This is a genomic window from Dellaglioa sp. BT-FLS60 (assembly GCF_054941065.1).
This window is the reverse complement of record NZ_JBSOLI010000028.1, coordinates 26,308-40,287: the sequence shown is the minus strand read 5'-3', so window position 1 is coordinate 40,287 and position 13,980 is coordinate 26,308. Positions and strand designations below refer to the sequence as shown.

Sequence of the window (13,980 nt, the reverse complement as noted above, 5' to 3'; positions counted from 1 at the left end):
AATCTGGAGGATGACTAATGAAAATGATCGTTGAAGAATTTATGACTGCCATCGAAGAAGAAGCTTATGATAAGACTTTTTATACAGCAACACCAGCAGAAGTTCAATCTGTTGGGATACCAGCATTATTTGCAAAAAGCTATGCGGCTTTAGAAAAAAGCTTGCGTGATAAAAAGTTAGCTGAGATTCAATTAATGATTGAATACCCAGAAGGAACGGCTATTTTTACGTTGGAAACGAATATTATTAATTTACCTTTCCGTTATTACAAAAAAATGCCGGGATTCTTTAATGAGGTCTCAGATGAAGCTGACATTAATGTTTATTTAATCGTTGAATCACCTATTCTTAATGTGTCTAAGTTGAGAATTGATGAGGTGACCTCAGCTACTAGTTATTTAGAAAATCCAAGTGATTATAATGTAACAATGACAACAATGATTGCTGAAAAAGTGGCTTTCTTAGAGAATCCACCGGTCATTGAAGAAAAAGAACCTGTTGTCGTTGAAAAGAAAAAGAAGGCACCAGCTAAAAAGAAAACGGCTGCTAAGAAAAAACCAGCTGCCAAAAAGAAAGCAACAACTAAAAAAGCGACGACTGTTAAAGCCGAGAAAAAAACAGCGGCAAAGAAACCCGCTGTTAAGAAAGCAACGGCTAAGAAGACGGCTGTTAAGAAACCTGCAGCTAAGAAGAAGTCGACAACTAAACCTAAAGCAAAATAAAAACCAAGGAAAAAATCATCATGATTTTTTCCTTGGTTTTTTATTTATGTATCGAGTTAATTTTTATTTGATGAAGAAGTAGTAAATTAATAATAAAGCACCTAAAATGATACGGTACCAACCGAATGGTTTGAAATCTTTTGATTTAATGTAGCCCATCAAGAATTTGATAGCGACGATTGAAACAACGAAGGCCACCACGCAGCCGAGAACCAAGGCAAACGTCTGATCACCAGTAAAACTATGACCACTATGGAAGTATTTGAAAATTTTAAGTAAGCTGGCACCGAACATCACTGGAATTGACAAGAAGAATGAGAATTCAGCAGCGATAAAACGTGATGTTCCTAAAAGAATAGCACCTAAGATAGTTGCACCAGAACGTGATGTTCCGGGAACTAAGGCAAGGACTTGGAAGACACCAATCCATGCAGCAGTTCGATAGCTAACTTGATTAAATGTCGTAATTGATGGGGTTGTGTTAGCTTTTTTGTTTTCGATAACGATGAATAACACACCGTAGATGATTAACATTAAAGCAACAACTGGGAAATTATACAAATGCGCGGTCATCCAGTCATCAGCAACTAAGCCAATCACAGCGGCTGGTAAGACGGCAACAATGACTTTACTCCACAATGACCAAGTGTCTCGTTTCTCTAATTGAGATTTACGAGGTGAAAATGGGTTTAACTTGTGGAAATAAAGGACAACAACCGCCATGATAGCGCCAAGTTGAATCACAACAAGAAACATATCCATGAAAGCAGCGCTCTCTTTGAGTTTCAAAAATTCATCAACTAAAATCATATGCCCCGTTGAACTAATCGGTAACCATTCTGTTATCCCTTCAACGACCCCTAAAACAATAACCTTTATCATTTCAATAATATTCATAAAAACAGATTCCTTCCAAAACTTTTTTTTAACTTTTTTTAGTATAACCAATTTAATATGAAAAAACACTAAAATTAAAGAAAACCTTAGACTTTTTTAAGTTTAAGGTTTTTGTAGAAGTTAAATTTCTTTACTTAAAGCAATGATTTTATCAACGGTTTCATCTAAAAATTGAATCGTTTGGTTCAACGGTTCATCAGTTGTAATATCAACGCCAGCAACTTTGGCAGCTTCGATTGGGGCTAATTCACCACCAAGTTTTAGAAAATTGAGCCATGATTCAGTTGCGACTTCAGGATCTTTTAATAAATTCAAATGAGCTTGCGTTGAAATGGCAAGTCCAGCTGAATAAGTGTATGAGTACAGTCCCATATAATAATGTGATTGGCGCATCCAAGTTAATTCAGCGCCCTCATTGATTTCAACATCGGGTCCCCAGAATTTTTCGAGTACATGACGTTTGATGTCACTTAGTTGGTCGCCGTCGAATCCTTGACCAGCATCAATCAATTGGTAGACTTCACGTTGGTAAGCTGCTTCAAGTAAATGGGTCACAAAATTATGGAAATAAGTATTTGTTAACATTTTTGAATAAGCAAACCGTTTTAAGCGAGGATCTGTTGACTGATTTTCAATCGAACGCGTTAATAATAATTCATTGAACGTAGAAGGCGCTTCAACCAAGTAAGTAGATGGCTCACTACCAAGGATTGATTGGTTATCTTGTGTCAGGATAGCTTGACCAGCATGCCCAAGCTCATGAATTAACGTGTAAACGTCAGCTAATTCATCTGTCCATGACATTAAAATGTAGGGATGTTTACCATAAGGAGTTGTTTCAAAACCCCCAGTTTCTTTACCGATATTTTGTGGGAAATCAACCCAACGTTCTGGGAATGAACGGGCAACCATCGCTTGATAATCTGTACCAAGTGGGGCAACGGCATCATTGACATACTTTTTAGCTTCTTCGATTGAAACTTTTGGCGCAAAATCAGGATCTAAATCAATTTGTAAGTCGGCGAAGGTCATTTTGTCTAAGCCACGCACGTCTTTAATATGTGCAGCGTATTTCTGCATAACAGGTGCTAACTTAGTCATAATCGTATCGATTTGACGATTGAATAATGAACGGTCAACTTCTTGTTCGGCTAATAAGTAATCGAAAACGGAATCATAACCACGTAAAGTGGCAATCCTTTTTTCTAGTGACACTTGATTATAATAATTAGCCGCAATTGTGTGCTTATACTGGGCTAAAGTCGTTGAAAAACGCTTGAATGCGGCGTGGCGTACGGCCATATCTGGATTATATTGATACGTATTTTCATATAAAACAAATGACATGGGGTAAGTGACCCCGTTAACTTCGAAATCAGCAAAATCCATATCGGCCGCTCGTGCTTGACCGTAGATTGCTTCTGGTGCAGAGAAGTTAGGTTGGAAAGTAGCGAGTACTTGTTCAACTTCTGGACTTAATTGGTAGGCTTTTTGTTTCTTTAATTGGCGAATGTAGGCTTTTAATTTTGGATTAGCCGTAACGACTTTATCTAAAATAGTTACTGGGCATTTTAATAATTCGATATCAAAGAAAACTAATTTTGTAGAAATTTCAGCAGATAAGGCTTCAAAATCACGCATTAATTGGTTGGCAGTTGGATTCGTAATATCGACGGCTTGCTGCAAAAAGGCATAATGTTCAATATGTGATAAGCGCGTGTAAATGTCTTCTAAGGCATTAAAGGCGTCACAAATTGGCACTGTTTCGGTTAGATGACCATGATAAGCAATATCGAATGCTTGAACGAGGTCACGAACCAAGTCAATATCCGTCTGGAAAGCAATGTCATTTGGATAAAGGGCCGTTAAATCCCAAGTTAATGCTTCGGGAACTTCATTTCGAGTAACAAGTTGGTGATTTTTTGTCATAATCGTAGCCTCCTATAAGGTTTGTATGCCTAGTATTGTACCATTATCTAGGGTCTAATGAATAAAAAAAGAACCTATCAAATGAGATAAGTTCTTCATAATTCGTGAGGGCATTATTTTGAGTATTTCTCGATTAAATCATCTAAGACAAGTAAGTCTTCTGCTTCGTAGCGTTTACGGAAAGCAGCGATTTCTTCTGCTGAGAAGTTTTTTGGATCAACGGCCAAATCTTCAACTGGAATGGCACGTTCGTCAGTAATTTTGACATCAATGAGAACGGGACCTTCTGAAGTTTCAGCTTTTTCAAATGCGGCAACCAATTCGTCATGAGTAGAAACGGGAATACCTATGGCACCCATAGCATTTCCAACTTGTGCCCAATCGGCATCATTGAAATCAATTCCATAGAAAGGTTGATCTTCATCTTCTTGTTCATCTTGAATAAAACCAAAATGTTGGTTAGAAAAGACAACATTAATCACATGTTGTTTGTATTTCACTTGGGTTAATAGATCTTGAACCACCATGGCAAAAGCGCCATCCCCAACAAGGTTAAAGACTTGGCGGTCAGGATAGGCTGATTTAGCAGCGATTGCTGCCCCCATACCGTAACCCATTGTAGCGAATAAAGCAGATGTTGTGAATTTTTGGTTAGGATTCATATCCAAATAACGTAAGCTATTCATTGTGACATTACCAACGTCGATTGCGAAAATGTCATCGCCAGTGGCATGTTTGTTGATTTCTTTAAAGACGGCAGCAGGTTGAAGTGGCGTTGTTGTTTTATCCTCGAATTTTTTGAGGTAAGCACGCCAATTTGCCATATCTTCAATTGTTGCATCGAAGAATGGACGGCTTTCAACAGGTGCGTCAGCTAATTCAACGAAACGAGCTAACGTTTTCTTAGCATCACTGAGTAAAGCGACATCAACAGCATGACGTTTGCCAATTTTCGAAGCATCAATATCAATTTGAATAAATTTCATATTTGGTTTTAAGATTTTCTTTGTTTGTGCAAAAGGTAAATCGGCACCCGCAAAGACAACTAAATCAGCGGCAGCAATGGCTTCATCAGCAGGTTTTGTTGCAACGCGGTAAGTTGACCCTAAGTTTGCGCGATAACTATCTGGGACCGTTCCTTTATTGATGGCTGTAATAATAACGGGCATTTTAAAGTGTTCAGAAAAGGCGATAATTTCATCAGTAGCCCCTTTTGTCCCAATTCCAGCGAATAAAACAGGTTGTTTTGCTTCTTTGATAAGGGCCAAAGCCTCTTTAATTTTAGTATCATCTGGTTCGGGTAAAATGGGTGCTGCATAATTGTGACCTGATGCGTAATAACTATCAGCGTCGATATCCATCCAACCATAGTCATTGGGAATCGTGACCACCGCAACCCCTTTGTATTGGTAGGCTGTTCGAATGGCTTGGTCAATGACACGGGGTAAACTTTCAGGTGTCATGACCGTTCTATTGTAGACAGAAACATCGGCAAACATGGGATTTTCATTCATTTCTTGGAAGGAATCCATGTTCATAGCACTCGAAGCAACTTGTCCGATTAAAGCAAGCACAGGGACATGATCTTGTTGAGCATCGTATAAACCATTGAATAAATGTGTGGCACCGGGACCAGCTGAACCAAAGACAACCCCAACTTTACCGGTTAGTTTTGCTTCTGCAGCTGCAGCCATTGCGCCCACTTCTTCATGGCGTACTTGGACATAATTAATGTGTTCTTTTTCGGCTTCTAGAGCGCGCATTGTTGTATTGAATGAGCCACCAGGTAAGCCGTAGACATTTTTAACTTCCCAATCTTGTAATACTTTCAACATGGCAATTGATGCTTTGATTTTTTCTGACATAACTTAATCCCCACTTTCATTAATGAATAAGTATCTTGCACAACCTATTATGCCATTTAATGATAACGTTTACAAAAGAAAGGGACTAAAAAAACACGATTCTTTAAGAACCGTGTTTTCAGTGTGTTTATTTAGCTTCTTTTTTGTTTGTATGACGTGCAATTGCTGGCAAGATTAAACCTAGAGCAACGAAGATAATAGGTGTTGCAATGTTTAATGCAAGTTGGAAAATGTAGCTTGATGGGTTATCTGCATAGGTAATCTTAGGCACAACCCCTAAGATACAAGCAAAGGCTGTGAAGAGAAGACACCATGCCCCAATAATGTAACCGACAACCGGATTTTTAACAAATTTGTATTCCGATTTGAATTTTTTGTATTGTTTGTTCAATAACATGTAAGCGAAGAATACCCAGAGGTAACGCATAGGCATAACAATGGCGTTTAAGTTCAATAACCATTTGAATAATTCGTTCATGTTACCAATTCCCATTGCGGGAACAATGATTAAGATACTGACAAGGATACCTGTTAAGGCATAACCATTAACTGGCGTCCCTTTTTTGTTGCGTTTTGATAAAGCTTTAGGGATGTAGTTTGCATCTGCATCACCTAAAAGAATTTTTAGAGGTGCGTCGATTGAGAAAGCAAGAGCTGACATTTGAGCCATTGCATTGGCAACTGCGTAGAGAATCATGAATAAGTTACCGACGTGGTAGTAAGTCCCAAGACGTAAGAAACCTTCGTAAGGGCCATTGGTAATTAAATCATCAGGGATGTTATTCCCATTGAATAAGAAGCCCATGGCGAATGAACCAAGAATTGCACAGACGGCAACCATGGCTGCTAGGACTAACATTCCTTTTGGAAATTCTTTGGCTGAGTTTTTTGTTTTATTAACATAAGGTGAAATTTTTTCAGCACCACCAACGGCAAAGACTAACATTGAGATTGTCGTGAAATAAGCGAAGTTGAAATTAGGGAGATATGATTTAATGGCACCCATATCAGGTGTTTGAATTTTCGCACTTGTCATGAAGGGTGCTGTGACAGCTAAAAGAATGAATAATAATGACATAATAAACATTGCTGTACCAGCGACACTACCAATTCGACTAATGGTTGCAACCCCTTTTGAGGCTACCCACAAGAAGAAGAGAAAGATGACCAAGCCCATAATTGAGACAGTCATTGCAGAGGTATCGTTAACGAAATTACCGTTTCCTTTAAATAACCAACTGAAAGCAATTAAGATACTTTGAGGTTTTTGAGCTAAATAAGGAATATGTACAATCCAGTAAGTCCAAGCAGCATAGTAGGCAAGTCTCTTAGTTGAAGTTGCCCGCACCCAAGAAGATACCCCACCTTCTGCATCTTTAAAAGTTGAACCTAATTGTCCAACAATCATTGTATAAGGAACAAAGTAGAAAATCATGATCAAAATCCATGATGTAATAACGGTTAAGCCTTGGTTTGCAAAGTTATTAAAAACATTTGCGAGTCCCCAGACGGAAACGAACGCAACTAACGCGACGTTATACCACCGTAACGTTTTTTCTGATTCAAGCAAAGTAAGAATCCTCCATTGTATTAAGTGACGTTTTGTTTATCTATGTTCACTCATTTTTAAAATGAAATAAGATAAGTCTAATTATAAAGAAAAGGTAATGAAAGCACAATCGATTTTTGATTTAAGGGCGTTTTTAAAGGGGTGTAAAGACAAATGTCAAAAAAAGCAAGTAAGACCTAAAATTTTGACGGTTTTTATTAGAAAACATCATGTATCATAGTAGCAGTGATAAATGGGGGGAACGGTACTATGAACATAAAAGTTAAAGCAATGCTGCTATCAGTGCCAATTCTTATTGGATTAGGGGCGTTTCAACAAACAATCCAGGCAGCGCCAACGATTAGTGATGTCATGGCATTGAACAAGCAATCATCAAGTGTTGTTGGTGATGCAAGTTCAAGTATAGTAGAAGATTCTGCTAAAACTGCTAGTGACGCAACAGAAACAAATCAAGCTGCTGTTGTGAGTGCTGACACTAAAAAAGATTCGTTGGATAAAAAAATTAATAATACGAAGGCCGATAAAACGGTAACGACCACAACCAAGGCAGATACTGCTACGGCGACAACAGGTAACAAAAAAGTGGCAGATAAGCGTACAGGTTTGAAAGCTGTAAAAAAGTCTGGGGCTGCGGTTCGAGATGACACTAGTGTCATCTTTATGAATGGTATAGATGATGATGTGGAATATCCTACGGAACTTAGCATTGCGGATTTAGATGATGATGCAACGCAATCATATTCGGGATTTTACTCCGATGAAGCACATGGTGCAGAATTAGGGTTAAAGGATGTTTTATTTACAGCTACATTTACGGATGCAGATGGTAATAAGCAGGACTTAGGTAATAATGATTCGGGACTTCCACGGAATAAGTTTGGACTGAAAACTTTATCCGATGATGGTCAGCAAGCATCGTTTACCGGTGAGGTACCTGATAAGTTATTTAAAATAGGAAAAAATACTTATAGCGTTGTTGCAGAACGAGTAGCTGATGGCGTTCAGAGTACTACAGGAACAGCAACAACAAAGGTTACAATTCCAGCTCCGGTAGTGGATTTAGACGATGATCCAACGACAGTTGATGTGCCAACTGCTGATCCACAATACACCTTGAACTACACCGTTAAGGCAAATGAGTATGCAACCAAATTAACAACTTACTATAAAGATAGTGTTACTGGTAAAGAAGTCGAAATGGGTAGTTATGACAATACTGATAAAGATAACAACCATAAAGATAACTTTACAATGAAGGATTTAGCAAAAGGTGATCACACGATGACAGTTTATACAAAAGATGATCAAAAGAATACATCTGATGTAAAGACCTTTAAAATTCATGTTGCTGATGATGTCGTTGTTAAACCAACTTTGCAAATTAACAGTATCAGTAATCTTAATTTCGGTGAGGCAATCAAAATTCCAAGTGAGACAACAGTAATGAGTCCGCAAGCTGGGTTGAATGTTAACTTGGCTGCAGTTAATGCTGGCGGTTGGAAGTTGAAGGTTGCGACTGATGGCTTGAAGGGGACTGATGGTAGTACTGATCCTAATGCTTTGATTTTTAAAAGTGATTCAAAAGATAATGGACAGGTTATCGATGGCACTGGTGTTGATGTCACAACGGGTACCGGCGTAAAAGATAGTATTGATACAACTTATGAAGCTGGGACCGGTGTTCTATTGAAGGCTGATCCAGCTCAGTTAAAAGCACAAACTTACAAAGCTAAATTAGACTGGACGTTAGTAAGTGCACCATAAACAATAGGAATGAAGCATTGAAATGGATATAGGTATTTCTTTCAAAGTCAGTCTAGTTCAGCTAGATTAGCTACTTTCAAGAGTATCCAGAGAACAAATAACGAGTGTGCTGGTTGGAAATGTCAAAATTTTACACTTAACTAGTAAAAGTTGACAGTTTTAAGTTAAATGCTTCCGGTATACTTCTGTTATGGTGATAAACAAATAAACAGTACGGGGGGATATTATTATGAAAAAATATTTATTAGCAACAACTTTATTGGGGGCTGCAGTTGTGGGTCTTGGAACAATGAACAGCGTATCAGCTGCTGACACAGGAAAGAAAACTACTGCAACAGCAACATTCGAAGCAGGGGAAAATCCTGATGGTGGTGGTTCATTAGAAATTAAGGATGCAACTCAAGGTCTTGATTTTGGAACAAATAAGATTTCAGCAGCTGATGTTAGTCTTCCAGCAAAATCAGGTCTTGATGTAACGGTTAGTGATCTTCGTGGTTCATTTGCCGGATGGAATGTTTCTGTTTCGGGAACACCATTAAAAGTTGATAGTGATGGTGATGGTAAAGGTGATGGCGCAGAATTAGGAGGTGCTTCACTTGTTTTACCAAAGGGTTCAGTATTGAATGGTGACATCGCAACTGATGATATTACTGCTACGGGTGTAGATAACCTTTTGGATGGTAGCGCAAGTATTAATGCAACAGCAGAAAAAGAAAAAAATGATGGTGCAGGAACGACTAAAGTTAGCTATGCAGCTGATGGTATTCTTTTAAATGTTGTTGGTGGTTCTGCACATGCTGCAGCATACGCAACAACATTGACATGGACATTGACAGACGCACCTAAATAATAAATTCGGGGGAATAATATTATGAAAAAAATTCTAACAAGTGCCTTATTATCAGCAACAATTTTGGGTGCTGGCCTAGCAATCTCAAGTCACGTAAGTGCTGCTACAGATCCACAAAGTGAAAAAACAGATGGATCAGTTACATTCGAAGCTGGTACAGACCCAACAAAACCAGTTGATCCAACGGACCCAGATGTTGATCCTGGTGATGGAGATCCTGATGGTGGTGATGGTGGTACTGGTGAAACTGGTCCATTAGAAATTGCATATGCTACTAAAACTGTTTCATTTGGTACAGACAAAACAGTTGGTGATGGTTCACAAGATAATGCACCTATTGTTAAAATTTCTTCTGCCAAACAAACTCTTTACGCAAATCATTACGTAGCTGTTGAAGTTGCTGATACTCGTGGTACAGCAGCTGGTTGGACACTTAATGCTTCAGCAAGTGACTTTACAAATGACGACGAAGTACTTAAGGGTGCTGAACTAACTTTCGCACCTGGTACTGTAACTGTTGCTAATGGTGGAGACCAAGCTACAGCTGCTAAGGCAGATACTGTTGTGAAAACTGGTACTGCATTATCAGCTGTAGCTGGTAAAGATAAAGGTGTTGGTTTAACAGTTGATAAAATTGCTGCTGCTGACGCAACTTTAACAATTCCTGCTGGCTCTGCAAAGGTCGGAAAATATTCAGCATTCGTTACATGGACATTAACAGATACACCTGGAGTATAAGTAACTGAATAAGAATAGTAAACTTAAAAAAATCGGGGGATTTAATCATGAAAAACGTATTAACAAGTGCCTTATTATCAGCAACAATTTTGGGGGCTGGTTTAGCAGTATCAGGTCAAGTGAGTGCTGATAAAGTACCAGATCCAGCAACAACAACAACAGGTGTTCAATTTAAAGCTGGGGATGACAATACAGTAATTCCTCCAGTTGATCCAACAAATCCAACAGATCCAACAGATCCTGGTGATGGTACTGGTAATTCTGGTGCTCTTGCAATTATTTGGGCTACTAAAGCAATTAGTTTTGGTACAGAAAATGAAATTAAAACAACAGAAGATGTCTTACCAGCTGATAAAGATGTTGCTGTTGAAGTTGGGGATGTTCGAGGAACAGATGCTGGCTGGAATCTTTCAGTTAAGTCTGACCAATTAACTGGCGACAAGGGCGAACTAGCAGGAGCAGTACTTTCGTTAGATGCTGGCTCAAATGTTGTTGCTAGTGGAACATCAGCACCAGCTACTACTGATGAACTTAAAGATACAACTACGAGTGGTGTCGTTCTTAGCGCTGCTAAAGGTACTGGTGCCGGAACGAACGTTGATACAATTGACAAAGCTGGCGTTAAATTAACAGTTCCTGCTGGTAGTGCTGAAGCTGGTGTGGCTTACTCATCAACATTAACATGGACACTTGCTAGTGGACCAAAAGCATAATTTAAAAATTAATTCTTTTAAAGCATAAAGATTCTGAGGGGAGAATTTAATGATGAAAAAAGTTCTAACAAGTACATTATTATCAGCAACTATTTTAGGTGCTGGACTTGTCGTTTCGGGCAACGTTAGCGCTGCAGGTAACGCAGATGGAAGTGCATCAACAGATGCTTCAGTTTCATTTATTCCAGGAGATCCAACAAAACCAATTGACCCAGTTGATCCAACAGACCCAACAGGTCCAACGGAGCCTGGTGATCCTGGTGATACGGGTAATACAGGTAACCTTGCAGTTGTGTACGCAACAGACACAATTAGTTTTGGGACTGATCTTACAATCCCTACTTCAAAAGCAACAACAGTTAATGCAACTGATATGCTTTCTCTTGAAGTTGGTGATATTCGTGGAACAAATGCTGGCTGGGAACTTGATGTCGCAGCAAGTGATTTTGTAGCCAAAAATGGTGATGTTTTAACGGGTGCAAAAGTTGAACTTGGTAAAGGTGATGTCTCAGTTGTTGACGCTGCAGAAGGCGTTGTTACAGCTGTTTCAACTGGTTTGACAGAGAATGATAAAGCACAAGCTGTTCTTACTGCTAAGAATGGTATTGGTAGTGGTATTACAGTTGATAATATCAAAAAAACAGATATTTCATTAACAATCCCTACTGGTGTTGCTAAAGCTGAATCATACTCATCAACGATGAACTGGACATTGAAAGATGCTCCTAAATAAAGATAATTAATCTGGTTAATTTTAAACATTATACTAGTGGTCATTCACTGTGTAATGTTTTTTCTTGAATTAAGATATCTATTTTGGAAGGAGATTTCATGAAAAAAATCATTGTGTTAATGACAATGTTATTCTTGGGATTTATCGGTTTTAATGTTAATCAGCGAGTTAATGCTGCAACAACTTATGCTGGGACAACAGAAGCAACCGTTACGATTAAAAAAGTAGATAAAGTGACTAAGCCTAGTGATAACCAAATTCCTGATCGTAATGGGAATGGTGGGGCAACAACTACTGGTAACAAAGCTGTTGCCGGTAAAGAGGCTGATGTTAAAACGGGTACTGGTTCTTCATCTTCAGTTGTAGGTGGTGTCTTGCCACAAACAAACGAAGGCAAATCAGTTGCTGCTACAATGGTTGGACTAATCCTAGTCCTTAGTGGCCTACTTATTTTTTACATTAAACGTGATAAAAAGCAAGAAGACGCATAGAAAAATAGTGGTTCTTTGTCATTAAGAAATCTGTTATTTGATAACAGATTTTTTTTGCTTAAAATTTAATTGTACTCAAAATACGTAAATGATATTGGCTAAAATTTTTAAAATCATAAGCGTTGGTAGATGCACCTTAGAGTTAGTTAATAATGAACCAAAAAATAAAGGCTACTAATGATAAAAAATCTGTCATTAGTAGCCTTTATTTTTTTATTAATCTTTATCAGCTATTGTTTCTTCAGTTGATTCTACTGGGTTTGGTAGGTGTTTTACTTGGAACCAATCAATGTAGTTACGTTTGAATTCAATAATCTTAAATTCAAAGACATCGAATTGAATGATAGCATTTAATTTAACTTTATGATTTTCAAGAATGAAACCAGCAAGTGTCACACTTTCTGACGCTTTCATTTCTTTATTCTGAATTTTAAAGAAGCGCTCAAAATCATATAGAGTAGTTTTACCACTGACATTGTATGAGCCGTCATCATTTTTGATAATATACTCACTTGAAACGTCATCGATTTCATCTTTAACTGTTCCGAAGAGTTCTTCGTAGATATCTTTATCAGTGACGATCCCACTTGTCCCACCATATTCATCAAGCACAACTACGATAGGTGTTTGTTTACTAATCATTTGGCTTAACAAGGTTCTAATAGGTGTTGTTTCTGGAACCGTAATGATTGATCTAAGCATCTTACTAATTAAAATCGTATCATCAATCTCGGCTTGTCTAACCAAATCATAGATATAAACATAACCAAGAATTTTATCTTTATCATTATTAGCAACCACTGGGAAGCGGCTGTAACCTTGATGTAAGTAGTCCTTGATAACATCATGAACGGTATCCGTAATATCAACGACGTAGAGACTTGTTCGATCAACCATAATATCTTTGGCAATTTTATCGTTTAAATCAAAAGCCCGTTGCATGTAGACATAATCGTCTCGATCAAGTTCACCACCTGAAACGGCATTTTGTGATAAGGCTAGAATTTCTTTTTGGGTAAAGACTTCACTGTTTTCATCGGTTGGCGTAATACCAATCATTTTGGCAACTCGTGTTGCTGAGTTATTCAATAACCAAACTAATGGATAAAAGGCGAGATGGAAGTAACGTAATGGTGTGAGGACAACCATTAAAACTTTGATTGGCATATCGATACTAATGTTTTTAGGAACGATTTCCGTGAAAACAACTTCAACATAGGTCAGGATTAGGACACCAACGATTGCCCCAATAATATTTAAACCTGATTCTGATGCAAAATGAAAGATTTTGAGAACATCCACTAGCAAGAATTCAATGGTTTTTTCACCGACCCAACCAAGGATAATACCGGCGACACTGACACCAACTTGTGTTGTTGAGAGATATTCGTTCAGATGAGCAAGCATTTTTAGTGCTCTTTCTTGCTTTTTACGATTTCCGGTACCTGTTTCAATATCAGCCTCGATAGCACTTGGACGTGCTTGAACGAGGGCAAACTCTGCGGCAACGAAGAACGCTGCTGCAGCTAACGTCACCAAGATGACAAGCAAATTGATGATAACTGTACCACTAGACAATTTTTGTATCCTCCATAATTAATTTGTATTTTAAACTCGTGTTCCTCTATTTTACCATTAAATAGGTGCTGTGTCGTTTGCTCTTGGATAAGTATTCAGATAATCGTAAAACTTTTTAGACAGATGATAG

At 38.2% G+C, this 13,980-nt stretch carries 12 protein-coding genes; 7 read left to right on the top strand and 5 right to left on the bottom strand.

Translation table 11 applies throughout. The annotated features are described in order from the left end of the window. Window positions 1-17: 17 nt before the first annotated feature. Entirely contained in the window at window positions 18-722 is a 705-nt protein-coding gene (locus ACVQ8P_RS02000) for a hypothetical protein (protein WP_462297222.1), read from the top strand. Window positions 723-785: 63 nt separating this feature from the next. Here the strand turns inward: ACVQ8P_RS02000 and ACVQ8P_RS01995 are convergent, their stop codons facing one another. The 4 genes from ACVQ8P_RS01995 to ACVQ8P_RS01980 form a co-directional block, all read right to left on the bottom strand. Next, on the bottom strand, window positions 786-1,619 hold the full coding sequence (locus tag ACVQ8P_RS01995) for an undecaprenyl-diphosphate phosphatase (protein WP_462297220.1): 834 nt from the start codon (window positions 1,617-1,619) through the stop codon (window positions 786-788). A gap of 120 nt (window positions 1,620-1,739) precedes the next feature. Continuing rightward, window positions 1,740-3,548: an oligoendopeptidase F gene (pepF, locus tag ACVQ8P_RS01990; RefSeq protein WP_462297219.1), complete on the bottom strand. Its 1,809-nt coding sequence runs from the start codon at window positions 3,546-3,548 to the stop codon at window positions 1,740-1,742. Between the two features lie 113 nt (window positions 3,549-3,661). Further along, window positions 3,662-5,413, bottom strand: coding sequence for a pyruvate oxidase (gene spxB / locus ACVQ8P_RS01985; protein WP_462297218.1), 1,752 nt, complete (start codon window positions 5,411-5,413; stop codon window positions 3,662-3,664). Window positions 5,414-5,540: 127 nt separating this feature from the next. Next, a complete protein-coding gene (locus tag ACVQ8P_RS01980; protein WP_462297216.1) occupies window positions 5,541-6,983 on the bottom strand; it encodes an amino acid permease in 1,443 nt (480 codons plus the stop codon). A gap of 249 nt (window positions 6,984-7,232) precedes the next feature. Here ACVQ8P_RS01980 and ACVQ8P_RS01975 point away from each other — a divergent pair, with 249 nt between their 5' ends. From ACVQ8P_RS01975 to ACVQ8P_RS01950, 6 genes are all read left to right on the top strand, one after another. Next, entirely contained in the window at window positions 7,233-8,747 is a 1,515-nt protein-coding gene (locus ACVQ8P_RS01975) for a hypothetical protein (protein WP_462297214.1), read from the top strand. Between the two features lie 229 nt (window positions 8,748-8,976). After that, window positions 8,977-9,597: a WxL domain-containing protein gene (locus ACVQ8P_RS01970; protein ID WP_462297212.1), complete on the top strand. Its 621-nt coding sequence runs from the start codon at window positions 8,977-8,979 to the stop codon at window positions 9,595-9,597. Between the two features lie 21 nt (window positions 9,598-9,618). After that, window positions 9,619-10,335, top strand: coding sequence for a WxL domain-containing protein (locus ACVQ8P_RS01965; RefSeq protein ID WP_462297210.1), 717 nt, complete (start codon window positions 9,619-9,621; stop codon window positions 10,333-10,335). A 47-nt stretch (window positions 10,336-10,382) separates the two neighbouring features. Next, entirely contained in the window at window positions 10,383-11,048 is a 666-nt protein-coding gene (locus ACVQ8P_RS01960) for a WxL domain-containing protein (RefSeq protein ID WP_462297209.1), read from the top strand. Window positions 11,049-11,097: 49 nt separating this feature from the next. Continuing rightward, on the top strand, window positions 11,098-11,781 hold the full coding sequence (locus ACVQ8P_RS01955) for a WxL domain-containing protein (RefSeq protein WP_462297207.1): 684 nt from the start codon (window positions 11,098-11,100) through the stop codon (window positions 11,779-11,781). Between the two features lie 98 nt (window positions 11,782-11,879). Continuing rightward, window positions 11,880-12,272, top strand: coding sequence for an LPXTG cell wall anchor domain-containing protein (locus tag ACVQ8P_RS01950; RefSeq protein ID WP_462297205.1), 393 nt, complete (start codon window positions 11,880-11,882; stop codon window positions 12,270-12,272). Window positions 12,273-12,488: 216 nt separating this feature from the next. On the opposite strand, the gene ACVQ8P_RS01945 is transcribed toward ACVQ8P_RS01950, so the two are convergent. Beyond that, window positions 12,489-13,850, bottom strand: a complete 1,362-nt coding sequence (locus ACVQ8P_RS01945; protein ID WP_462297204.1) for a hemolysin family protein — start codon at window positions 13,848-13,850, stop codon at window positions 12,489-12,491. Between the last annotated feature and the right edge of the window lie 130 nt (window positions 13,851-13,980).